General features: G+C 72.0%; 21 protein-coding genes and 1 pseudogene. 9 read left to right on the forward strand and 13 right to left on the reverse strand.

Going from position 1 to position 22,161, the window contains the following annotated elements:
- Positions 1–66: 66 nt before the first annotated feature.
- The 3 genes from trxA (at position 67) to ABD714_RS10245 (ending at position 3,852) form a co-directional block, all read left to right on the forward strand.
- Complete coding sequence (gene trxA / locus ABD714_RS10235) at positions 67–390, forward strand: thioredoxin (protein ID WP_344812214.1); 324 nt, start codon at positions 67–69, stop codon at positions 388–390.
- Between the two features lie 62 nt (positions 391–452).
- The gene (locus ABD714_RS10240; RefSeq protein WP_344812215.1) at positions 453–3,347 is read left to right on the forward strand and encodes a PEP/pyruvate-binding domain-containing protein; all 2,895 of its coding nucleotides are present in this window, start codon (positions 453–455) and stop codon (positions 3,345–3,347) included.
- A 154-nt stretch (positions 3,348–3,501) separates the two neighbouring features.
- Positions 3,502–3,852, forward strand: a complete 351-nt coding sequence (locus ABD714_RS10245) for a VOC family protein (RefSeq protein ID WP_344812216.1) — start codon at positions 3,502–3,504, stop codon at positions 3,850–3,852.
- A 48-nt stretch (positions 3,853–3,900) separates the two neighbouring features.
- On the opposite strand, the gene ABD714_RS10250 is transcribed toward ABD714_RS10245, so the two are convergent.
- The 4 genes from ABD714_RS10250 to ABD714_RS10265 all read right to left on the reverse strand — a co-directional run bounded on the left by ABD714_RS10250 (position 3,901) and on the right by ABD714_RS10265 (position 6,690).
- Positions 3,901–5,157 carry a GNAT family N-acetyltransferase gene (locus ABD714_RS10250; protein WP_344812217.1) on the reverse strand — a complete coding sequence of 419 codons (1,257 nt, stop codon included), beginning with the start codon at positions 5,155–5,157 and terminating at the stop codon, positions 3,901–3,903.
- 71 nt (positions 5,158–5,228) lie between these two features.
- Positions 5,229–5,702 (reverse strand): OsmC family protein, encoded by a 474-nt coding sequence (locus ABD714_RS10255; RefSeq protein WP_344812218.1) that lies wholly within the window; start codon positions 5,700–5,702, stop codon positions 5,229–5,231.
- A complete protein-coding gene (locus ABD714_RS10260) occupies positions 5,699–6,427 on the reverse strand; it encodes a GNAT family N-acetyltransferase (protein WP_344812219.1) in 729 nt (242 codons plus the stop codon). The genes ABD714_RS10255 and ABD714_RS10260 overlap by 4 nt, the downstream gene beginning before the upstream one ends.
- 5 nt (positions 6,428–6,432) lie before the next feature.
- Positions 6,433–6,690, reverse strand: coding sequence for a hypothetical protein (locus ABD714_RS10265; protein ID WP_344812220.1), 258 nt, complete (start codon positions 6,688–6,690; stop codon positions 6,433–6,435).
- Between the two features lie 71 nt (positions 6,691–6,761).
- Between ABD714_RS10265 and ABD714_RS10270 the strand changes: the two genes are divergently transcribed.
- From ABD714_RS10270 to ABD714_RS10290, 5 genes are all read left to right on the forward strand, one after another.
- Complete coding sequence (locus ABD714_RS10270) at positions 6,762–8,207, forward strand: aminotransferase-like domain-containing protein (protein WP_425562372.1); 1,446 nt, start codon at positions 6,762–6,764, stop codon at positions 8,205–8,207.
- 35 nt (positions 8,208–8,242) lie between these two features.
- The gene (locus ABD714_RS10275; protein ID WP_344812221.1) at positions 8,243–9,232 is read left to right on the forward strand and encodes a D-alanine--D-alanine ligase family protein; all 990 of its coding nucleotides are present in this window, start codon (positions 8,243–8,245) and stop codon (positions 9,230–9,232) included.
- Positions 9,233–9,308: 76 nt separating this feature from the next.
- Positions 9,309–10,046: an SURF1 family protein gene (locus tag ABD714_RS10280; RefSeq protein WP_344812222.1), complete on the forward strand. Its 738-nt coding sequence runs from the start codon at positions 9,309–9,311 to the stop codon at positions 10,044–10,046.
- Positions 10,047–10,150: 104 nt separating this feature from the next.
- Entirely contained in the window at positions 10,151–11,533 is a 1,383-nt protein-coding gene (locus tag ABD714_RS10285; RefSeq protein WP_344812223.1) for a deoxyribodipyrimidine photo-lyase, read from the forward strand.
- Positions 11,534–11,562: 29 nt separating this feature from the next.
- Entirely contained in the window at positions 11,563–11,805 is a 243-nt protein-coding gene (locus ABD714_RS10290) for a hypothetical protein (protein WP_344812224.1), read from the forward strand.
- Here ABD714_RS10290 and ABD714_RS10295 read toward each other — a convergent pair.
- The 4 genes from ABD714_RS10295 to ABD714_RS10310 are packed head-to-tail and all read right to left on the reverse strand — an operon-like array spanning position 11,739 to position 14,876.
- Entirely contained in the window at positions 11,739–12,647 is a 909-nt protein-coding gene (locus tag ABD714_RS10295; protein ID WP_344812225.1) for a DUF817 domain-containing protein, read from the reverse strand. The genes ABD714_RS10290 and ABD714_RS10295 overlap by 67 nt on opposite strands.
- Positions 12,648–12,651: 4 nt before the next feature.
- On the reverse strand, positions 12,652–12,858 hold the full coding sequence (locus ABD714_RS10300) for a helix-turn-helix domain-containing protein (RefSeq protein ID WP_344812226.1): 207 nt from the start codon (positions 12,856–12,858) through the stop codon (positions 12,652–12,654).
- Positions 12,858–13,340 carry a DUF2975 domain-containing protein gene (locus ABD714_RS10305; RefSeq protein ID WP_344812227.1) on the reverse strand — a complete coding sequence of 161 codons (483 nt, stop codon included), beginning with the start codon at positions 13,338–13,340 and terminating at the stop codon, positions 12,858–12,860. Before ABD714_RS10305 ends, ABD714_RS10300 begins: the two co-directional genes overlap by 1 nt.
- A 60-nt stretch (positions 13,341–13,400) precedes the next feature.
- A complete protein-coding gene (locus ABD714_RS10310; RefSeq protein WP_344812228.1) occupies positions 13,401–14,876 on the reverse strand; it encodes an ankyrin repeat domain-containing protein in 1,476 nt (491 codons plus the stop codon).
- 235 nt (positions 14,877–15,111) lie between these two features.
- On the opposite strand from ABD714_RS10310, the pseudogene ABD714_RS10315 reads away from it, so the two are divergent.
- A pseudogene (locus ABD714_RS10315) lies at positions 15,112–15,417 on the forward strand (DUF3817 domain-containing protein); the annotation flags it as partial.
- Between the two features lie 170 nt (positions 15,418–15,587).
- Here the strand turns inward: ABD714_RS10315 and ABD714_RS10320 are convergent.
- From ABD714_RS10320 to rsmG, 5 genes are all read right to left on the reverse strand, one after another.
- Positions 15,588–17,240 (reverse strand): thiamine pyrophosphate-binding protein, encoded by a 1,653-nt coding sequence (locus tag ABD714_RS10320; protein ID WP_344812229.1) that lies wholly within the window; start codon positions 17,238–17,240, stop codon positions 15,588–15,590.
- A gap of 5 nt (positions 17,241–17,245) precedes the next feature.
- Positions 17,246–18,031, reverse strand: a complete 786-nt coding sequence (locus tag ABD714_RS10325; protein WP_344812230.1) for a cyclase family protein — start codon at positions 18,029–18,031, stop codon at positions 17,246–17,248.
- A 52-nt stretch (positions 18,032–18,083) separates the two neighbouring features.
- Entirely contained in the window at positions 18,084–19,088 is a 1,005-nt protein-coding gene (locus ABD714_RS10330) for a ParB/RepB/Spo0J family partition protein (protein ID WP_344812231.1), read from the reverse strand.
- The gene (locus ABD714_RS10335; protein WP_344812232.1) at positions 19,085–20,200 is read right to left on the reverse strand and encodes a ParA family protein; all 1,116 of its coding nucleotides are present in this window, start codon (positions 20,198–20,200) and stop codon (positions 19,085–19,087) included. Before ABD714_RS10335 ends, ABD714_RS10330 begins: the two co-directional genes overlap by 4 nt.
- Before the next feature lie 1,338 nt (positions 20,201–21,538).
- On the reverse strand, positions 21,539–22,150 hold the full coding sequence (gene rsmG / locus ABD714_RS10340; RefSeq protein ID WP_344812269.1) for a 16S rRNA (guanine(527)-N(7))-methyltransferase RsmG: 612 nt from the start codon (positions 22,148–22,150) through the stop codon (positions 21,539–21,541).
- Between the last annotated feature and the right edge of the window lie 11 nt (positions 22,151–22,161).

Genomic DNA, 22,161 nt, shown 5'->3' on the forward strand with positions numbered 1-22,161 from the left:
GCGTCGTCGGGCAGGATCGAGCACATCACCACCTCACCATCAGCCGAAGCAGCCGTAGGAGCATCCATGGGATCTGTCAACGAGGTCACCGACGCCACCTTCGAGGACGTCGTCCTCAAGTCCGACAAGCCGGTCCTGGTCGACTACTGGGCCGACTGGTGCGGCCCCTGCAAGCAGGTCGCCCCCATCATCGAGGAGCTCGCCACCACCCACGGTGACAAGGTGACCTTCGTCAAGATGGACACCAACACCAACCCGGTGACGCCGGCCAACAACCACGTGCTCGGGCTGCCGACCATCCAGGTCTACGTGGGTGGCGAGCTGGTCAAGGCGTTCAAGGGCGCCAAGCCGAAGTCGGTGCTGCTGAAGGCGATCGAGGAGTACCTCTGATCGACAGCGGCCACCTCCACCGCTAGTCCGGAGGCCCCGCGAGGGGCGTAGATTCGGTCGACATGGCGGTGGACGACCGGGACGACGGCTCGACCGGGGACGGCGGCCCGGCTCAGGACGGCGGCCCCGCTCAGGGCGGCGGCCCCGCTCAGGGCGGCGGCCCCGCTCAGGGCGGCGGGGAGCGCTGGACGGCACCGCTGTCGGCGTTCGGCCGCGCGGACGTGTCCGCCGCCGGTGGCAAGGCGGCCAACCTGGGAGAGCTCGTCCGGGCCGGACTGCCGGTGCCGGACGGTTTCGTCGTCACCACCGCGGCGTACGACGACGCCATCGAGGCGCTCGGTCTGCGCAGCCGCATCCTGGCCCTGGTGCCGGCCACGGCGCCGGCCGCGACCGACGACGACCGGGACAGCGCCTACGCCACCGCCGCGCAGGCGATCGCCGAGCTGGTCACCACGCCACCCGTGCCCGTCGAGGTGGCCGCGCGGATCGCCGCCGCCTACCGGGACCTGGGCGAGGGACCCGTGGCCGTCCGCTCGTCGGCGACGGCGGAGGACCTGGTGGGTGCCAGCTTCGCCGGCCAGCAGGACACCTACCTCAACGTCACCGGGACCGCGGCCGTCCTCGACGCCGTACGCCGGTGCTGGGCGTCGCTGTGGACGGCGCGGGCGATGGCCTACCGCGCTCGGCAGGGCATCGACCCCGCCGACGTGCAGCTGGCCGTGGTGGTGCAGCACCTGGTCGACGCCTCCGCCGCGGGGGTGATGTTCACCGCCGACCCGAGCACCGGGCGCCGTGACACCGTGCTGATCAGCGCCGCCTGGGGACTGGGCGAGGCGGTGGTCGGCGGGTCGGTGGACACCGACCAGCTCACCCTGACCGGGCCGGAGCTCACCCTCACCCAGCGGCAGACCGCTGACAAGGCCGTGCAGACCGTCCGGACTGCCGATGGCACCACCGAGGCTCCGGTGCCGGGCGAGCGACGTCGGGCCGAGGTGCTGGACGACCGGTCCGCCCGGGAGCTGGCCGGTCTCGGCCGGCGGATCGCCGACCACTTCGGTGCGCCCCAGGACATCGAGTGGGCGCGGGACGCGGCGGGTGCGTTCACGATCCTGCAGTCCCGACCGGTCACCGCGCTGCCCGACCCGGTCGGCCCGGTGCCGACGGCGTGGCCGGTGCCGGAGCCCGGCTGGTACTTCCGCGTCAGCATCGTCGAGCAGCTGCCGGACCCCTTGACCCCGCTGTTCGCGGAGCTGATCGATCCAGCGGTGACCTCCTCCCTCACGTCCCTGGTGACGCAGGTGCTGGGTCCGGACGCGATCCGGCCCGGCGACATCGGCCTGCCGACGGTCAACGGGTACGCCTACTACCGCTACTCCTCCTCCGGCATGCTGCGGATGCTGCGGAGCACACCGCGAGCCCTGCGGGGGGCGTACGGAAGGCACGGGGTCGGCGGCCGGGAACGCTGGGAGACGGTGGCCCGGCCGGCGTACCAGGCGATCGTCGACGCCTGGGTGGCGCACGACCTGACCCAGCTGTCGGCCGACGAGCTGCTGGCCGGGGTGGCCGAGCTGGTCGAGGCCGGGGCGACCTACTACACGGCCGTCCAGACCATCGTGCCGATCGCCGCGACCGCCGAGATCGCCCTGACCCGGTACTACGACGCCTTCGTCCGGCGCGACGGCGACCCACCCGCCTCCGGTCTGCTGGTCGGCTTCGACAGCGAACCGATCCGGGCCGAGCGCTCGCTGTGGGACGTGGCCCGCTGGGCGCGGGACCAGCCCGAGCTCGCCGCCTGGCTGACCGCGACGCCGTCGGCCGAGGTGGTGGCCGGACTCGCCCTCGGCCGGCCGGGCCCCCTGACCACGGCGGTGCTGACCCCCGGCGCCGAGGAGTTCGCCCAGCGGTTCCAGCAGCACCTCGACACCTACGGGCACGCCGTCTACAACCTCGACGTGGCCAACCCGGTGCCCGCGGACGACCCCGCCCCCCTGGTCGACAGCGTCCGGCTCTGGCTCGACGCCGGGGCGACCGACCCGTACGAGCGGCAGCGCCGGCTGCAGCAGAAGCGGGATGCCGCCACCGTGGTGATCCGGCGCCGGATCGACCCGCTCCGCCGCAGCACCTTCGACACCCTGCTCCGCCACGCCCAGGCGATCGCCCCGGTCCGGGAGGACGCTCTGGCCGATGTGGGGCTGGCCTGGCCGCAGCTGCGCCGGATGCTGGCCGAGCTCGGGGCCCGGTTGGTGGCCGCCGACGCCGTCGAGGAGATGGACGACGTCTACTGGTGCCGGCGGGCCGAGATCGCCGCGGTCCTGGCGGCGTCGGGGGCGTGGTCGGAGTCCGGCCCGGGACCGTCGGCCGACGAGCGGGCCGACCTGCTCCCGGTGGTGGCGGACCGGCGGGAGCGCTGGCGCGGTCAGCGCCGGGCGACGCCACCGCAGCTGCTGCCCCAGGGCACCTGGATGGACCGGCTCGGCGCCTGGATGCCGGCGACCACCGCGGACCAGACCGGCGACGTGCTCACCGGGATCGGGGCCAGCAGCGGCCGGGTCACCGCGACCGCCCGGGTGCTCACCGGCCCGGCCGATTTCGCGCAGCTCCGGCCGGGCGAGGTGCTGGTGGCCGCCATCACCACGCCGGCCTGGACCTCGTTGTTCGCCCGAGCCGGCGCCGTGGTCACCGACATCGGAGGGCCGCTGAGCCACAGCTCGATCGTGGCCCGCGAGTACGGCATCCCCGCCGTCCTCGGCACCGCCGTCGGCACCCGCCGGATCACCAGCGGTCAGCAGATCACCGTCGACGGGGACCAGGGCCGGGTCTACCTGGCTGACCCCGGTGCGGCGGTCTCCCCGGTCGGGCACCGCCGCCTCAACCGCTGGCTGATCACCGGAGGCGTCGCGGCCGCCGCGGCGGGAGCCCTGGCGGTGGCGGTTGCCCGGGGTCGCCGGACCACCTGACCGACGAGGAGACCTGCCGTCGGTCCGGCCCGCCCGCCCTCGCCGTCGGCCCGCCTGCCCTCGCCGTCGGTCCGCCCGCCCCGCCGGCGGGCCGGTGAGTTCGCGGGTCGCCGGCAGTCCTACCCGTATGACGAAGACGACGAGGGTCCTCAGTGTGTCCATTCCCGTGGCCGACCAGGATGCGGCCAAGGCGTTCTACCTCGACGTGCTCGGGTGCGAGCTGCGGTACGACGTCGAGGTGTCGCCGGGCGCACGCATGGTGGAGGTGGTGCCGCCGGGGTCCGAGGTGGGCCTGGTGCTGCTGCCGCCGGACACCCCGCTGCCCATGGCCGTCCGCCTCGGCACCACCGACGCCGATGAGGCGTACGCACGGCTGGTCGACGCCGACGAGGTGGTGCTGCACAACCCGGAGGTGCTGCGCTGGGAGGGCGTGCCCGCGATGTTCCACTTCAGCGACCCGGACGGCAACGGACTCGTCTACCTCGAGGACGCCGACAGCACCTGAGCCGACCCGACGACGCGCCACCGGACCGGTGGCACCGGTCGGGTCCGCTCAGAAGTCGTCCGGGCAGTACGGCTGCTGGGGCCAGTCGAAGGCCATCGTCATCGCCGCCACCGCGCCGGGCGTCCGCTCGCTGACCCGACCCGCCCGGTGCAACGCGGTCAGCGAGGTGCCACCCAGGTAGATCGAGCCGAGCTCACGGATGCCCAGGCTGAGGTCGGGACGGCGCCGGCCGGCTCGGGTGACCCGGGCCTGCGCGCCCGCCGCGGCCTGGAGGCGGTAGGTGCCGTCGTTGTGCGCGAGAAGCGGATCCGACACCTGCACCACCACGTCCAGGTCGGCACCGTAGCGGCGACCGGCCAGCGCCTTCGGCAGGTCGACGATCCGGACGTAGGTGCTGTCGGTGAGCGTGGTGATCAGGATCCGGGGGTTGGCCAGCAGGTAGCGGAGCGGCTCGTCGACCGCCAGCCCGTGACACCGGAAGCGGCGCACCAGGTCGAGATCGAACAGGAACCGCCACAGCCCCGCCCGCGCCGTCACATCCGCCGCGTCGATTTCGACGATCTCCACCTCGGCGTCGGGCAGGTCACCGGTCCACGGTGACGTCACCTTGAACCGTGCGTAGCCGTCGAGCTGCCCGGAGACGTCGAAGTGCAGGGCGTACCGGACCGGTGGCGCTCCCTTGCGGCTCTCCGGACGATCCGTCAGATCGCGTTCCCAGAAGACGGCGGACCGGTCCAGGGCGCCGGGACGGTCGGGCAGCAGGCGCGCGTGCAGGTCCGGGACCACGGCGCCGTACTCCTCGGCGGACACCTCCTCGACCCAGCCGCCACCGAGGTCGACGCCGGGCAGGAACGCGGTGTCAGTGGTTCGTCCGGTGACCACGAGTCTCGGCACCGCGCTGCCGTAGCCGAACCGTCCGTAGATGGCCGACTCGGAGGCCCACAACAGCGCCACCGGCTCCTTGCGCCGGTGGATGTCGGCGAGCTGGTGCCGCATCATCGCACTGAGCAGGCCCTGACGCCGGTGCGTCGGAGCGACGGTGACGATGGTGACGGCGCCGATCGGCACCGAACCGCCGGGAGTCGTCATCGTCCGGGTGAAGGCCCCGCAGGACGCCACCCACCGGTCGCCGGCGGTGAACCCGAAGCAGCGACCGGGCTCGAACAGGCGTCGGTCGAGATCCCAGCTCTGACCGTCGTACTCGCCGTGGAACCCGCGCATCACCGCCTTGAGGTAGTCCTGGCTGGTCGCCTCGGTGACGTCGGTCAGCACTGGTTGCGGACGAGGACGGGATGCGGTGGCCACCCGTCCAGTCAACCGTGTTCGTCCGGCCACCACCACTGCCGACCGACGTCGAGTCCTCCGGGCTGAGGCCGTCAGTCCGCGGGGCCGTCGGGCTCGGGGGTGGCGGACGGTCCCGCCACGCGCTCGCCGCGCAGCGAGCTGGTCACGGGGGTGCCGACCTCGACCGTACGGGTGACGGTGCAGAGCCGGTCGTGGGACGCCGTGATGGCCCGCTCGAGGACCGACTCGGCGGCGCGGCCCCCGTCGGTGTCGGGGAAGCGGACCCGGAAGTCGACGGCCAGCTCGACCAGGCGGTTGCCCTCCTGGTCACGGATCTTGACCCCGGAGGCGTCGACGACGAACTCGTCCGGGGCACTGCGCTTGCCGGTGATCAGGTCGACGTCGATGGCCGAGCACCCGGCGATGGCCACCAGCAGCAGCTCGACCGGGGTGAAGTCGCTGTCCTCCCCCATCCCGATGGCCATGGTGGCCCCGCGCTCGTTGCGGGCCAGCAGGCGGCCCCGGCTGGTGCGCTCCAGACGCACCCGACGAACGGCGTCACTCATGAGCCCGACCCCGCGCCACGCAGTGCCCCCAGCGGATCCGCCCCATGCCGGATCCCGACCGACACCGCCGATCCGCCCTCACCGACGAGACCGCCCGGTCCGTGCCGGTGTGCGGGCTCCGGACCGGGGGCCGGTTGGGGCATCAGGCCGGTGAGCCGGTTCCAGGCCGCCCCCAGGTCAGGGAGCCAGCGGGCCGTCGACTGGAGATCCATCCGCAACCGCGGGGTGACCGGATGGGGGCGGACCACGGTGAAGCCGACCCGCTCCAGGAAGCCGGCCGGAGCGAGGCACGACGGCCCCTCCCGCGAGCTGGCGACCGCTTCGATCGCGCGGATGTCACGGCGCACCATCAACCCGGCCGCCGACTGCAGCAGCTGGCGGCCCAGTCCCCGCCCCCGGTGCGGCTCCTCGACCCGGACGCTCAGCAGCACCGCGGCGTCGGGGTTGATCGGCGTGACGGTCAGCGCCCCGAGCCGGGGCACCAGGCCGGCGGGGGCCAGCGTGGCGTAGCCGAGGAGCTCGTCGCCGTCGGCGGCGATCACCCCGCAGTAGCCCCAGCGACGCGCCACCGCCTCCGCCCACTCGCGCTTGACCTCCGTCCGGTCGCGGTGCAGGTCGGGGGCGGTGAGGTCGTGCAGGCTCACCTCCCAGAAGGTGCACCGGGAGCACGGGTCGGGGAGCAGGGCCAGATCGGCCACGGCCATCGGGCGGAGTCGCCGGGTCATCGCCGTCAGCCGTCCTCGGCCGGTGGCGCCGACGTCGTCGGGCGGGCCGGCTCGGCGACCGGCGCGGGCTCCGCCGCGGAGACGGGGACCCCCGACCAGTGATCGGGCTGGCGCGGCCGGGCCAGGCCGGCGAGGAACCCGAGCACCACGCTGCCGGCCAGGGCGGCGAGCAGCCAGAGCAGCCAGACCACCGGCCGGGGCAACCGGGCAGCCGGGGAGCCAGCTGCAGGATCAGACAACGAGGGGACCGCGCTCGCACGCATGCGCACATCGTAGGTCGGCCGCCCTGCGGTCACCACATGCACCTCCTGCGACGATGAGGCACCCTTGGGGGGTGACTGACCACGAGCCCGCGCTGAGTCGCGAAGGAGCCACGTCCACCGACGCGAGCGGGCTCCAGCGCGCCGCCGGCGAGCTCGGTCCCGAGACCGCCGGGGAACCCACCGCGGTCTACGCGGCGGGGTTGGAGCGTCTACAGCGACGCGACACGCGCCTGGACAGCTACGTGGACCGCTACGCCGCCCGGACGCACGGGATGACCGCCTCGGTCATCCGCGCGCTGTTCTCGGTGGCCAACCGGCCCGAGGTGGTCTCGCTGGCCGGCGGGATGCCCAACATCTCCGACCTGCCGCTCGACGTCGTCGGCGGAGCGCTGCACGACCTCGTGGTCTCCGACGGCCGCCGCGCCATGCAGTACGGCTCGGGTCAGGGCGAGCCGGTGCTGCGGGAGGCGATCTGCGAGGTGATGAAGCTCGAGGGGATCAGCGCTCACCCCGACGACGTCACCGTCACCGTCGGCTCCCAGCAGGGACTGGACCTGGTCACCCGGTTGTTCTGCGATCCGGGCGACGTCGTGCTGTGCGAGGCCCCCAGCTACGTCGGTGCGCTCGGGGTGTTCCGGGCGTACCAGTGCGAGGTCGTGCACGTCGCGATGGACGAGCACGGGTTGGACCCGGTGGCCCTGGGCGAGGCCGTCGCCGCGCTGAAGGCGGCCGGCAAGAAGGCGAAGTTCCTGTACACGATCCCCAACTTCCACAACCCGGCCGGTGTCTCGCAGACCCTGGAGCGGCGGACCCGGGTGCTGGAGATCGCCCAGCAGGCCGATCTGCTGGTGGTGGAGGACAACCCGTACGGGCTGCTCGGGTTCGACGGCGACCCGCTGCCGGCGATGCGGTCGATGGACGCCGAGCGGGTGGTCTACCTGGGCTCGTTCTCCAAGACGTTCGCCCCCGGCTTCCGGGTCGGCTGGGTGCTCGCGCCGCACGCCGTCCGGGAGAAGCTGGTGCTGGCCCAGGAGTCGGCCACCCTCTGTCCGCCGACCTTCTCCCAGTACGCCGTGGCGTCGTACCTGCACAACCACGACTGGCGGGGTCAGATCAAGATCTTCCGCGAGATGTACCGCGAGCGGCGCGACGCGATGCTGGCCGGTCTGGCCGACCACATGCCGGTCGGCACCTCCTGGACCGTGCCCGCCGGGGGCTTCTTCGTCTGGCTCACCCTGCCGCCGGGCCTGGACAGCCACGCCATGCTGCCGCGGGCGGTGACCGCCCGGGTGGCGTACGTGCCCGGGACGGGCTTCTACGCCGACGGCTTCGGCAGCCGGCACCTGCGGCTCTCGTACTGCTTCCCCACCCCGGAACGCATCATCGAGGGCACCCGCCGGCTGGGCGAGGTGATGCAGTACGAGGCCGATGTCCTGGCCACCTTCGGCACCGCCGTCGAGGGACCCGGTCCGCGGGGTGACCGGCTGTACGACTCGCCGGGAGCGAACCAGCGATGAGTGATCCCGTTCCCCCGTCAGGAGAGTCGTACCCCGTGAGCGTCACCCCGACCACCCCCGAGACGGTCGTGGTGCTGTCCGGCGGTCTCTCCCACGAACGCGACGTGTCACTGCGCTCCGGCCGTCGGGTCGCGCTGGCCCTGCGGTCCCGGGGGATCGAGGTGGTCGAGTCCGACGTCGACTCGTCGTTGGTCCCGCTGCTGGCCTCGCTGCCGGGGGCGGTGGTGTTCCCGGTGCTGCACGGGGAGGCCGGGGAGGACGGGGCTCTGCGCGAGGTGCTGTCGCTGCTGGGGGTCCCGTTCGTCGGCTCCATCGGCTCGGCCTGCCGGATCGCGTTCGACAAGGCCATCGCCACCACGGTGGTCGCCGAGGCGGGGATCGCCACGCCCACCCAGGTGGCCCTGCCGCACGAGATCTTCCGCGAGCTCGGGGCGCAGACGCTGATGGCCTCGCTCGCCGACCAGATCGGCTTCCCGATGATGGTCAAGCCCTCCCGCGGCGGCTCGGCCCTGGGGGCCAGCAAGGTCAACGGGCCGGATGAGCTGCCCTCGGCGATGGTCGGCGCGTACGCGTACGGGTCGGTCGCGGTGATCGAGGAGTTCGTCGCCGGCACCGAGGTGACCGTGACCGTGGCCGACCGGGGGGACGGTCCCGCCGCGCTGCCGGCGGTGGAGATCCGACCGGAGTCGGGGGTCTACGACTACACCTCCCGCTACACCGCGGGGGCGACCCGCTTCCTCTGCCCGGCCGAGATCGAGGAGTCGGTGGCACAGGCGTGCGCGGAGCTGGCCCTGACCGTGCACGACGTGCTGGGGCTCCGGGACCTGTCGCGCACCGACCTGATCATCACCCCCGACGGTCGACCGACCTTCCTGGAGGTGAACGTGGCCCCGGGGATGACCGAGACGTCGGCGGTCCCGCTGGCGGTCGAGGCCGGCGGCTGGAGCCTGGGCCGGATGTGTGCGGACCTGGTCCGGGTGGCCGCCCGCCGCGGCGGCCGGGTGCCGGCCGGGCCCGTCGCATGAGCACGGAGCCACCCGGCGGACGACCGGCCCGACGAACCCCGGCCCGACAAACCCCGGGCCGATGACCCCCGGACCGATGACTCTGCTCCAGCAGATCGGCATCATCACCCTCGGCTGCGTGCTCGCCGGCGGGATGGCCCTGCTCGGCGTCTGGCAGCTCCAGGTGTACGCCCGGCAGGGCGCCGAAGCGTCGGCCAGCCGGGCCAGCCAGCCGCCCGTGCCGCTGGCCGACGTGGCCCCGGCCGCCTCCCGGGTGACCGACGGCTACGGGTTGTCGGTGCAGACCCGCGGCCGCTACGACCCCACGCTGCAGGTCCTGGTGCCGGCCGAGAGCAACGGACCGGCCGACACGCTCGGCCGGCTGCGGGTCGTGACCGGGCTGCGACAGGCCGACGGTTCGACGGTGGCCGTGGTCCGGGGCCTGGTGCCCGGGGGGACCACAGCCGCCCCGGCACCACCCACCGGCGAGGTGACCCAGACCGGGGTGCTGCTGCCGTCGGAGGAGGCCGCCGACGGGCTGCCGACGACCGGCGGCGGGACCGTCCTCCCGTCGGTGCGGGTCCCGCTGCTCGCCCAGACGTGGCCCGGGCCGATGGTCGACGGGTTCATCGTGCTGTCGGCCGCGGACGCCCGGGCCGGCGGCCTCGAGCCCGCTCCCCTGCTGCTGCCCGAGGGTCAGGGGCGGCTCCGGAACGGGGCGTACGCGGCGCAGTGGTGGATCTTCGGCCTGTTCGCCGTGGTGATGAGCGCCCGGATCGCCCGTGACCTCGGTCGCCGGTCGGAGCTCGACACCCCGCTCACCCTGATCCGCTGACCGGTGAGCCACCCTGCACCGGGTGACCCGCCGGCGGCCGCGTGCCGCATCCGGGGTCGTACGGGTCGGGGAACTGCCTCGACACCCGGTCGTGAAGGAGCAGCATGGGAGACGTCTACACCGGCATCCAGGACGAGCGCGTCCAGGACCTGAACGACGGGGAACCCGGCGACGGACGCTATGTCCTCTACTGGATGCAGCAGTCGCAGCGGGCCGAGCTCAACCACGCCCTCGAGTACGCCGTGCACCGGGCCAACGAGCTCGGACTGCCGCTGCTGGTCGCCTTCGGGCTGATGGACGACTACCCCGAGGCCAGTGCCCGGCACTACCACTTCATGCTCCAGGGTCTCGCCGACGTCGAGCGGGCTCTCGACGAGCGGGGCATCGCCTTCGTGGTGCAACGGGGCCACCCCGCCGAGGTGGCTCTCGCCCTGGCCGACGACGCCGCGCTGCTGGTCTGCGACCGCGGTTACCTCCGGCACCAGCGCCAGTGGCGCGCCACCGTCGCCGAGCAGGCCCCGTGCCCGGTGGTGCAGGTGGAGAGCGACGTCGTCGTGCCGGTCGAGCTGGTCTCGGACAAGAAGGAGTTCGCCGCGCGGACCATCCGACCCAAGATCACCCGACACCTCGACCGGTTCCTGGTCGGGCTGCGTGCCACGCCGCTGAAGAACCGCACCCGGCCGAAGGTCAGCGGCGAGGACCTGTCCGATGTCGACGCCCTGCTCGGTCGGCTGAAGGTCGACACCTCGGTCCCGCCCGTGCCGCTGTTCACCGGCGGCACGACCGCCGCGAAGAAGGTGCTGACCGCGTTCCTCGCCGACTCCTTCGGCACGTACTCCGAGAACCGCAACCAGCCGCAGACCTCGGACGTCTCGCACATGAGCAAGTACCTGCACTACGGCCAGCTCTCCCCGGTCCACATCGCCCTGGAGGCGAAGAAGAAGCACGGCGGCGTCAACCTGGACGACTTCCTGGAGGAGCTGATCATCCGGCGTGAGCTGCCGATGAACTACGTCTACTACGAACCCCACTACGACACCTACGCCGCGCTCCCCGACTTCGCCAGGAAGACGTTGGCCGAGCACGCCGACGACCAGCGCGACCCGACCTACACCCGGGGCGAGCTGGAGAAGGCCGACACCCACGACGAGTACTGGAACGCCGCCATGCGCGAGCTCGTGCACACCGGCTACATGCACAACTACATGCGGATGTACTGGGGCAAGAAGATCCTGGAGTGGTCGACCTCCCCCGAGGCTGCGTACCGGACCACCCTGTATTTCAACAACAAGTACTTCCTCGACGGTCGGGACGCGAACTCGTACGCCAACGTGGCCTGGATCTTCGGTCAGCACGATCGCGGGTGGACCGAGCGCCCCGTCTTCGGCAAGGTGCGTTACATGTCCGCCGGTGGGCTGGAGCGCAAGGCCGACCCGAAGGCCTACATCGAGAAGGTCGACGCGCTGGTGGCCGAGGTCGAGGGCTGACCCCTGATCGTCTTGGCTAACGTGTCGCCATGGATCTCGCTGAGCGCCCCGAGCCGCCCCATCCCGCCGGGTGGGTGATCGCTGAGTTCACCGACGACGGGCGGCTGCTGGGCCACCTGCACGACGGCGGGCGGGTCTGGGACGACGAGGTCGAGGCCGCAGCGGTGGTCGAACGCGGTGACCGCGCCGACCGTCCGCTGGTGCTCTACGCCCTGGTCCCCGCCTGGGGGCCGGTGGAGGACCCGACGGCCACAGTGGTCGAGCCGGACTGAGCGCTGGCTGCGGAGTGGAGGGAGTTGTCACCGATGTCGGTGACAACGTCATCCGATCCGTGCCGTCGTTCCTGCCGGCCGGCGTGGAAGGCGCCCTCCCAGCGTTTCACCGCGGCGACCAGGACGAAGCTGAGCGTGACCAGCAACGCCCACGAACCCCACTTGCCGACGTGCACGAGCTGCCAGATCGCTGCCTGGTCCGGGTAGCGCCAGGCGCCCAGCAGGGTGGCGGCGTTCTCGGCCACCCACAAGAAGAAGCCGATCAGCACGAACGACAGGCTCAGCGGCATGGCGTAGCGGTGCCGGCCCACGGTGAACCAGACCCGGCTCCGCCACAGCACGACCACGAAACCGACGGCGATCAGCCAGCGCAGATCGGGCAGCCAGTGGTGGGTGAAGAAGTTCGCGTACGCCGCCAGGGCCAGCAGCACCGCCGGAACCCAGCGGAAGCGGCTGATCCGCAGGTCGAAGCGCCGGAACGCCTGGCAGAGGTAGGACCCGACGGCGGCGTACATGAAGCCGGAGTAGAGCGGCACCCCGGCGACCTTCGACCAGGCGTCCTCCGGGTAGGCCCAGGAGCCGATTGCCACCTTGAACAGCTCCAGCGCCAGCCCGATCAGGTGGAACGCGAAGATCACGGCCACCTCCCGTGCTGTCTCCAGCCGGAGCACGAAGAAGACCACGGTGATGCCGACGCCGTACGCGAGCAGGGCGTCGTAACGCGGGACCGGCAGCGGCACCACCCGGGTCAGGGCCAGCCCGACGAAGACGGCGGTCGCGAACAGGCAGCACTGGACCTCGATCCAGCCGAACCGCACGAGCTGGGCCAGACCGTGGCGCACCCGCTCAGTCCTCGACCCACTCGAGCAGGTCGCCCGGTTGGCAGTCCAGCACCCGGCACATCGCCTCCAGGGTGCTGAACCGCACCGCCTTGGCCCGTCCGTTCTTCAGCACGGCGACGTTGGCCGGGGTCAACCCGACCCGGTCGGCGAACTCCCCCACACTCAGCTTCTGTCGGGCCAGCTGGACGTCGATGCGCACCACGATCGGCATCAGATGACCCCTTCCATCTCGGAACGCAGGGCGGTGGCCTGACGCAGCAGGGCCCGCATCACGAACATCAACAGCACCACCGTGCCGCCGGCCAGCACCATCGCGATCAGCAGCAGCGGTGTGCCGGGATCGTCGAAGAGCACCAGGCTGAGGACGACTGTGGTGCCGGCCAACAGGGCCCAGGCGGTGGTCAGCGCCGCCAGGATCGCGTTGACCCAGACGAAGGCCGCCTCGCTGAAGATCCGGTCGGCCATCACCATGCTCAGCAGCCGCCAGGTGCAGACGATCACCACCTGCCCGCACAGCATGCCGAGGACCGCGACCGCCAGCAGCGGCCACCGCAGCGGAGCGAACACCGCGGACTCCCGAGCCATGAACGCCAGCTGGCCCGGGATCGAGAACGTCTGGCCCAGCAGCAACCCGACGAACAGCACTACCAACAGGATCCGCAGCACCACCACGGCTCGGGAGGTCATCGTCATGCATCGACTATCGGTGGTCATCTATCGAAAGTCAATAGAAGACGATCGCTCGTCGAGGGACTACGTCGTGCGGGCGGTGCGCAGCCGCTCGGCCAGGGCGTGGTGACCGCTGTGCTCGGCCCAGTCGGCCGGCGTACCGGCGAAGTCGCGGTCCCGTACGCCCGGGTCGGCGCCGTGGTCGAGCAGCCACTCAACGAGACCCGCCGCACCGCGCAGCGCCGCCTCGTGCAGAGCCGTGCGTCCGTCGGGACCGGCCACGTCGACGCCGTAGCCGAGGTCGAGCAGACCCGCGATGCTCTCGGCCCCGTGCAGCTCTCCGGCCAGGCGGAGCGCATCCGGCCGCCGCGTGCGGAGGGTGTCCGCGTGGTCCCGCCACCGCGCGATGCCCTCCCCGTCAGCGGCGAGCACCGCGGAGAGCAGCAGGTCAGGACCGTCGAGCCGGTCGCTGCGTCCGCCCGCCGCGGCCAGCAGCTCGGCCGCGTCGCGGTGCCCGTTCCGGATCGCGAGCTCGTACGCGGTCTGGTCGCCGAGCACGGGGTGGTAGCCGCGGGTGTTCGGGTCGACACCGTGCGCCAGCAGCAGCTCGACCCGCCCGGTGAAACCCTGCGCGCCGGCGGTGCGCAGGTGCTCGCCGACCATCTCCTCCGGCGAGGGGTAGGTCGAGCCGAGCCGCCGGCGCCAGGGCGAGGGGTGGGCGCGGCCGGCCCCGTGGTCCAGCAGCGGCGGCAGGTGGCTGTCGTCGGAGCGGAACTGCCGGTTGTAGAAGGCCTGGTTGTCGTTCGGGTCCGCCCCCGCGTCCAGCAGCCGGGTGACGAGCTCGACCGCCTGCGGGTGGGCGGGCTCGCCACGTTCGCCGCCGCCGAGCACGCCGGTGACAGCGGTGAACGCCGAGCTCAGCCGTTGCCAGAGGAAGCCGGCGTCCGGGTCGGCGCCGGCCTCCAGGAGCACCCGCAGCGTGGCCACCGGGTCGCCGACCCCGATCCGGGCGTAACAGAGGTACAGCAGGGGCGGCCAGGCGTGCGGTCCGGAAGTGGTGGTCACCGCCGCCGGGTGCCGCTCCAGCAGCGTGCGCAACGCCGCCGCCTCGCCGCACGCGGCCATCGTCGCCGCGGTGGCCGTGGACAGCGTCGCGTCGGCGCGAAGCAGGGCCAGCGCTTCCCCTGCGCGGGACGGTTCGGTGTAGCTGAGACAGGCCACTCGCAGGAACGCGTCCACCGGTCCGTCGGCCGGACCGGTCGCGTCCATGTCCCGGCCCCAGACCTCGAGCACGTCGAGGTGCTCCCTGAGCTTGGACCAGCCGGCGAAGCCGTAGGCGCGGGCCAAGACCCGTTGGGCCCGAGCCAGGGTGATCGGCCCGCCCCCCGCGTCGTAGCGCTCGACCAGCTCGACGGCTTCGGCGTCGGCGGTGAGGGCCCGTCGGCGCAGCTGCTTGGCCTGTCGACGCAGGTGGTTCAGGTGGGGCCGGTCGGGGAGCCGCCAGCAGGCGCGTGGGACGGCGCCGGACGGAACGGGATCGGGCGGGGACGCAGTGGGCACGAGGCCTCCTTCGCTGGCTCCCGATGTCCGCGCCGTCGGGGGGCGAAAGAGGTGAAGGGCACCAGCAACGTCCGGCTCAGGTGGGCTGTGCCCTGTCCGCGGACCGGTGGCGCCCTGCGCGCCACCACGACGGTAGCCCCGGTTCCCGACGACGGCAACAGCCGGCTCGGTCCTGCGTGGGTGTGATCGAGGCCGCACGGTCGGCGGACGACCACCGCCGCCGGCGGGACGTAGGCTCGCCACCGTGAAGGGTGCCTTGCTCCGCTACCGCGTGATGGCGTACGTGGTCGGTTGTCTGCTCGTGGTGCTGGTGTGCGTCGGAGTCCCGCTGAAGTACCTCGGTGACAACGACACGGTCGTGACCTGGACCGGCATCCCCCACGGCTGGCTCTACATGATCTTGATCATCACCGCGTTCGACCTCGGTCGCCGGGCCCGGTGGGGGTGGGGCCGGCTGATCCTGATCGCCCTCGCCGGCACCGTGCCGTTCCTGTCCTTCGTGGCCGAGCACTACGCCACCCGGGACGTGCGAGCCAAGCTGGCCGCCTTCCCCGAGCACGCCGACCAGGGTTCGCTGCCACCGGAGGCGGCCGCCGTGCACGCGACCAGGACGTCTTCCGCAGCGGATCCGGTGCCCACTCGAGAAATGCCCGCCGACTAGGCGCGTCGCTCACGACGGCCGCGACGCCACCGGATCCGACAGGCCTGCTCTCAGTGGCCCCGGAAGGCTTCTTGCAGCCACCACGAGCCACCGTCGTCGGCGATCTTCGCGTCGACGACCAGCGGACGGTCGCGCGGACCGGCGAGCCACGTCTCGACCGCCGCCAGGTCGCCGACAGCGCGGACGGTGACCCCCTCGGCCCCGAAGCCACGGGCGAGGGCGGCGAGGTCGGTGTCGGGGAAGCGGACGGTGGAGAGGTCGGCGCCGGCCGGTCCGAAGTGGTGGATCTCGGCCCCGTAGCCGGCGTCGTCGTAGACCACCACCAACAGCCCGAGACCCAGGCGGACGGCGGTCTCGAGCTCGGCCACGCCCATCAGGAAGCCGCCGTCGCCGGTGCCGAGGACCGGCACCCGGTCGGGGGCCGCCAGCGCGGCACCGATCGCGGTGGCCAGACCCAGGCCGATGGACTGGAAGGCCTGGGTGAAGCAGAAGGCGCCCGGCGCCGGGACGGTGAGGTAGCCCGCCGGATAGCCCATGAAGTTGCCCGAGTCCACCGCGAGCTGGCGGTGCACGGGCAGGATCGCGTCGAGCCGGGTGCTCAGGGTGCGGGGGTCGATCGTGTGCGGGGTCGACAGGTCGGTGTACGGCACCTGTGGCCAGCGTCCCCCTGATGCCAGCCGCTCAGCGACATCGGGACGCCGGTAGCCGGTCGTCACCGGTGACGCGGCCAGCCGCTCGGCGACCGCCGCCACGGTGAGCCCCACGTCGCCGAGCACTCCGAGATCCACCGCCTGACGGGCGCCGAGAGCGAGCGGGTCGTCGTCGACCTGGACCACCCGGGTCTGCGGTCCGACGAGGCGCCCGTGCCGGGTCGTCCACATGGTCAGGCTGCACCCCCACGCCACCAGCAGATCGGCATCCCGGACCAGCTCCGCGGCCAGCGGCGTGGCGAAACCACCGCAGATGCCCAGGTCGTACGCCTCGTCGGCGAAGGTGCCGGCGGCCACGGCCGACGACGTCATCAGCGCCCCGGTGTGGTCGGCCAGGGCGGCGAGCTCGCGCCCGTACGGGAGCGCCCCCCGCCCGGCCAGGAAGACCGGACGCTCGGCGTGCCGGAGCAGGTCCGCCAACGCGTCGGCGAGGTCGGGCTCCGGCGCCGCTCGGGGCGCGGGAGGCAGCCGCCGGGCGGGCCCCGGGTCGGCGATCTCCTCCCCCTGGACGTCCAGGGGGAGGTTGAGCACCACGGTGCGACGCTGGTGGACGGCCGTGCGGAAGGCCCGGGTCACGTCGGCCGATGCGGACGCCGCGCTGTGGACACGCTCCGGGACGGCGCCGACACTGCGGACCAGGCTGTCCTGGTCGATCCGGAAGTTCGATCCCACCGCGGCGCCCGCCACGTCGGCCGCCAGCACCAGCAGCGGAGTCCGACTCTTCGCCGCCTCCGCGATCCCGGTCATCGCGTTGGTCAGGCCACAGCCCTGGTGGACCGTGAGGAGGGCCGGGCGCCCGCTGGTTCTGGCGTAGGCGTCCGCCATGGTGGCGGCGCCGCCCTCGTGCCGCGCCGCCACGAACGGGACACCGGCGGCCACCAGCGCGTTGGTGACAGCGAGGTTGCCGCTGCCCACGACGCCGAACGTGTGGGCGGCCCCCAGGTCGGCGACCCGGCGCCCGACCAGCTCGGCGACCGTGATCGGGTCGACCACGGCGATCAGGACCGTTCGAGCAGGGCGAGCACCCGGGCCGGGCTGCCGGTGCCGCCGACCAGACGGAGCGGCTGCACCAGCAGCACCGCACCGGTGGCCGGCAGTCTCTCGAGCTGCTGGAGCTGGGTCAGACCGAGCTTCCCGGCACCGAGGAGGTGGTGATGGGCCGGGAACACGGGGTCCGTGCCGCCGGCACCCCCCGCGTCGATCCCCACCGTCTCCACCCCGAAGCCGGTGATCGCCCGTTCCTCGGCGAGCCACCTCGCCCCGGCCACCGAGGGCCCCGGGGTGTGCGGACCCGACGCATCGGCATTGAGGAAGTCGGTCTGGGAACCTCCCCGACTGGACCAACCGGTACGCAGCAGCACCCAGGCGTTGTCCGGGATGCTCCCGTGCACGTCCTCCCAGGCGAGCAGGTGCTCGGGTTGGAGCAGGAAGTCCGGGTCCTCTCTCACCAGGGACGACACGTCCACCACGACCGCCGGGCCGATCAGACGATCCGCCGGGATCTGGTCCACCGTCCAGCCGTCCCGGCCGCTCGCCCAGTGGGCCGGAGCGTCCACGTGGGTGCCGGTGTGCTCACCGGTGTGGATGTTGTGCCACTTCCACAACGGACCGTCGTCGTCGAACGCGCTCACGGTCTCCAGGCTCATCGGGATCGTGTTCGCGAACGGCGGTGGCAGCTGGAGAACCGGCGTCGTCGGCGAGAGTGGCGCGGTGAGATCGATGATCTCGACCTGCCCGGACGCCAGGGCGGCGAGCAGGGCGTCCAGCACACGGGTCTGATTCACGTGAAACCATCGCTTTCCCTCTAAAGTTACTTGTCGACAAAACCATAAATCGTTAAGTCAATAAGACGGTAGCTATCCGCTCGAGATCCTCGGCGGAGGCGAACTCGATCGTCAGTCGACCCTTGCTCTTGCCGCTGTCGACCCTGACCCGGGTGTCCAGCCGGTCCGCCAGCTGGGCTGCGATCTCCCCGGCCCGCGGATGCGGCTCCCGGGCTGACCGGGGGGACCGCTGGGTGGCCGACGGTTCCTCGGCCTCCCCCAGGGTGACGATCTCTTCCGTGGCCCGCACCGACAGCCCCTCGGCGACCACGCGCTGCGCCAGCCGCTCCTGACTGGCCGGCTCCGGCAACGCCAGCAGAGCACGGGCGTGCCCGGCCGAGAGCACGCCGGCCGCCACGCGACGCTGGACGGTGGGGGGCAGCCGAAGAAGCCGAATCGTGTTGGAGATCTGCGGACGCGACCGCTTGATCCGGGAGGCCAGCTCCTCCTGGGTGCAGCCGAAGTCCTCCAGCATCTGCTGGTAGGCCGCAGCCTCCTCCAGCGGGTTGAGCTGAGCTCGATGAAGGTTCTCCAGCAGGGCGTCGCGCAGGAGATCATGACTCTCGGTCTCCCGCACGATGGCCGGGATGACCCCGAGACCGGCCTGCTGCGAGGCACGCCAGCGTCGCTCCCCCATCACCAGCTCGAACTTCTCGTTGCCGAGCGGCCGCACCACGATGGGCTGCAGCAGTCCGACCTCGCCGATCGACTCGACCAGTTCCGCCAAGGCGTCCTCGTCGAAGACGGTACGCGGCTGGCGAGAGTTGGGGGTGATCGCATGGAGCGGTATCTCGGCGAAGTAGGAGCCGTCGGGGATAGGGGTGGGGCCCGGCTGGGCCGAGACGTCGTCGGCCGCCTCGGGCTCTGGGGCGCCGCCCCCGGGCGTCGGTCCGACCGTGGGAGGACCGCCGGCCGCACGCTCGGTGGGTCCGGGACTGGCCGGCTCGGTTCGTTGGAACAGCTCACCGAGTCCTCGGCCCAGCCCACGACGTTCGGCTGGACGGTCCGTGGTGGTCATGTGTTCTCCTTCGCGCCCCGGCGGGCGATCTCGTGAGCGGCTTCCAGGTAGGACACGGCCCCCGCCGAGTCGGGATGGTAGGTGAGCACGGTCTGGCCGTAGCTCGGAGCTTCCGAGATCCTCACCGAGCGGGGGATCACGGTGGGCAGCGTCTGGTCGGCGAAGTACGCACGGACCTCGTCGGCCACCTGGGCGGCCAGGCGGGTGCGGGCGTCGTACATGGTGAGGAGCACCGTCGTCACGGACAGGTCCTCGTTCAGCTCCCCCTTGACCAGGTTGATAGTCCTCACCAGCTGCGAGACTCCCTCCAGGGCGTAGTACTCACACTGGATGGGGATGAGGATCTCTCCCGCCGCGACCAGCGCGTTGAGGGTGATGAGACCGAGGGATGGCGGGCAGTCGAGGAAGACGTAGTCGACGTTTTCGTCCGCGAGGAACGTCCGCAGGGCTCGCCGCAGACGATTCTCGCGAGCCACCTTCGAGACGAGCTGGATCTCGGCACCGGCGAGGTCGATGGTCGCCGGGAGGACCCGCAGGCTGGGTGCCTCGGGGGAGTCGACCAGGTGCTCCGCAATGGCTGCGTCCTCGATCAGGACCTCGTAGGTCCCGGGTGTTCCCGGCGAGTGCTCGATTCCCAGTGCGGTCGACGCGTTCCCCTGCGGGTCGAGATCGATGAGAACGACGTTCAGGCCTCCGAGAGCGAGTCCGGCGGCAAGATTGACTGACGTCGTCGTCTTGCCGACGCCGCCCTTCTGGTTGGCGACGACGAAGACACGAGGGTGCTCCGGTCGCGGCAGCAGGGAGACGCCGGCTGGGGGTGCCGCCGGGCCGGCTGCCGGACTCGTCGTGTCGGCATCCCCGTGATCGAACTCGTCGCGATCGAACTTGGCGCGGCGCGGCCCGGGGGGACGAGAAACCGCCAGTCCCTCGGGAGGGCTGCCGGCGGCCGGCGGCTCCGGCACCTCGGTGGGCGGCTGCCCCGGTTGGGTCGTGTCGTCCGGCGCCGGGACCTCGGCTGGGGCTGCCGCCGCCGTTTCACGTGGAACGGCGGCGGCGGATGCGGCGGTCGGCGCCGTGGTGAGCTCGACGTTCGGTGGCACGTGATCCGGCATCACCGACGCAGTCGTTCCGGTCGATGGATCCTCAGGGATCACTGCAGACGAGGAAGGGGGAGCACCGACCGAGGACGGCCCGGCTCCGTCGTCGGCTCCGTCGGCGGCGTACGCCGCAGCAGAACCAGACTCGTCGTCCGCACTGTGGGGTCCTGGGTAGTTCTCCGTTCCGGTTTCGATGGGATCCACCCGTCCAGGGAGAACTGAAACGACAGACTCAGCTCGGAAACCCGCAGCGACGCGTCGATCCTCGAGCTCCGCCTCGGCCGACTCGATATCCGCGACACCCCCGGCAAAGTCGTCAACACCGACCTCGCCTGGTCCAGGATCTGTCGGAAGATCGGCGGCGGCCTCATCGACCGCCGTGTCCGTGGCCGACTCGTACGGCGGTGGTACCGCTGTGCTGTCACCGGGCAAAAGCGATGTTTCACGTGGAACCACGACGGTTGCCGGCCAACCCAGGGGCCCCCGCCACCGAGCCGACTTCGGCCATCCGAGGCCGGCGGGAGCGCGTACCGGCGCATCCTGACTGAGACTCATCTTCTCCCCTTCACTGCTGCAACCAGCACCCTATGTGAGGTGTCTGACCCACAGTGAAGCGGCGCGCTGGTCCAGTGTCGGCCAACCCCCTCGGGCGCTACACGTGCGACATCAGTGCAGCGAACGGCCGCCACACCCTCGTGACTACGCCCATCCCTGGTCGTGACTCCCCCTGAGGTGGCGGACGGGTGGAGCCGCACGGAGGGAGTGAGATGCGTCGTTCGCCCCGTCGCCGTTCGCGGCCAGCGCCTCGACCGTGCTTCATGTGCCTCGTCCTGACCGGCAGCGCGAGCACAGCGCCCCGGTCACGGCGGAGGACGATTCTTGGTCCGGCGACATAGTCCGGTGCTGGTCGCGCCAGGGTGCTCCGCCGGCGACCCCCCTCGCGCGCTGGCGTCACGGTCGGAAAGACGGCGCGCGCGGCGTCCGGGGTTGGTACGGACTCGCCGTGCGGCCGAGGTGCTGGCGATGACCGCTCCAACCCGTCCGTCGCAGCTGAACGGCGTTCACGGTGGCCGTACTTCTCGGCTGGCACCCGCTGGGCTGCCGCTCGGCCGGTTGACTCCTCCGTCAACACCCGCGCCAGCGGTTGCTCGCCGAACGCATCCCGCCTGACGGAGCTGCACCACCACGAGGACTGCACCGTCGCTGAGACAGCGACCAGGAGGGCGATGCCGGTCCCCGCGGCCCCCCGACCGAAGACCAGACCAAGGGTCGCGGCGGGTACAGCTGAGGCCCCTGCCTCGAGGCACTCACCACCTCGACCCGTACTCGGCCGAAGCCGGACCGGTCAGATCCTCAGGCCAGCCGCAGCCGGATCACCGTGGTGGGGTCGACCTCGGGCGCCGCCCGTACCGTGACGATGTCGGCGGTGAGACCGGAGTCCGCGATCAGGCGCCCGTGGTCGGCGACCTCCTGCTGAGCGGACGCCCCCTTGATGGCCAGGATCTGACCGTCGTCGTTCATCAGCGGAAGGCACCAGCGGATCAGCCGGTCCAGTGGCGCCAGCGCGCGCGACGCCACGACGTCGAACGTCTGTCGCACCTGCTCGGCGCGGTCCCGACGAACAGCGACCTGGCGGGTTATCCCCAGGTCATCCACACTGTGGGTAAGAAAGTTGCTGCGTCGTAACAATGGCTCGATCAGGGTGACGTGCAGATCCGGGCGCAGCAGCGCGACGGGGATGCCGGGAAGGCCGGCTCCCGAACCGACATCTGCGACCGACGCCCCCAGGGGGATGAGCTCGGCGATGGCGGCGCTGTTGAGGATGTGGCGCGACCACAGACGCTCGACCTCGCGCGGACCGAGCAGGCCCCACTCGATACCCTCCCGTGCCAACAAGTCTCTAAATCGACTTATTGCCTTGAAGGTGCCGACCTCGGCGTACACCGCTGCGGCCACACCCGCCAGGACGTCGGAGG

Origin of the sequence: Microlunatus aurantiacus (assembly GCF_039536605.1) — a bacterium.
In the GTDB taxonomy this organism is placed as follows: Bacteria; Actinomycetota; Actinomycetes; order Propionibacteriales; family Propionibacteriaceae; genus Microlunatus; species Microlunatus aurantiacus.

What these genes read in the sequence shown, in the direction of transcription:
- trxA (WP_344812214.1), top strand. Translation starts at nt 67, where the DNA reads ATGGGATCTGTCAACGAGGTCACCGACGCCACCTTCGAGGACGTCGTC.
- ABD714_RS10240 (WP_344812215.1), top strand. Translation starts at nt 453, where the DNA reads ATGGCGGTGGACGACCGGGACGACGGCTCGACCGGGGACGGCGGCCCG.
- ABD714_RS10255 (WP_344812218.1), bottom strand. Translation starts at nt 5,702, where the DNA reads ATGAGTGACGCCGTTCGTCGGGTGCGTCTGGAGCGCACCAGCCGGGGC.
- ABD714_RS10260 (WP_344812219.1), bottom strand. Translation starts at nt 6,427, where the DNA reads ATGACCCGGCGACTCCGCCCGATGGCCGTGGCCGATCTGGCCCTGCTC.
- ABD714_RS10265 (WP_344812220.1), bottom strand. Translation starts at nt 6,690, where the DNA reads ATGCGTGCGAGCGCGGTCCCCTCGTTGTCTGATCCTGCAGCTGGCTCC.
- ABD714_RS10280 (WP_344812222.1), top strand. Translation starts at nt 9,309, where the DNA reads ATGACTCTGCTCCAGCAGATCGGCATCATCACCCTCGGCTGCGTGCTC.
- ABD714_RS10285 (WP_344812223.1), top strand. Translation starts at nt 10,151, where the DNA reads ATGGGAGACGTCTACACCGGCATCCAGGACGAGCGCGTCCAGGACCTG.
- ABD714_RS10290 (WP_344812224.1), top strand. Translation starts at nt 11,563, where the DNA reads ATGGATCTCGCTGAGCGCCCCGAGCCGCCCCATCCCGCCGGGTGGGTG.
- ABD714_RS10300 (WP_344812226.1), bottom strand. Translation starts at nt 12,858, where the DNA reads ATGCCGATCGTGGTGCGCATCGACGTCCAGCTGGCCCGACAGAAGCTG.
- ABD714_RS10305 (WP_344812227.1), bottom strand. Translation starts at nt 13,340, where the DNA reads ATGACGATGACCTCCCGAGCCGTGGTGGTGCTGCGGATCCTGTTGGTA.
- ABD714_RS10330 (WP_344812231.1), bottom strand. Translation starts at nt 19,088, where the DNA reads ATGACCACCACGGACCGTCCAGCCGAACGTCGTGGGCTGGGCCGAGGA.
- ABD714_RS10335 (WP_344812232.1), bottom strand. Translation starts at nt 20,200, where the DNA reads ATGCCGGATCACGTGCCACCGAACGTCGAGCTCACCACGGCGCCGACC.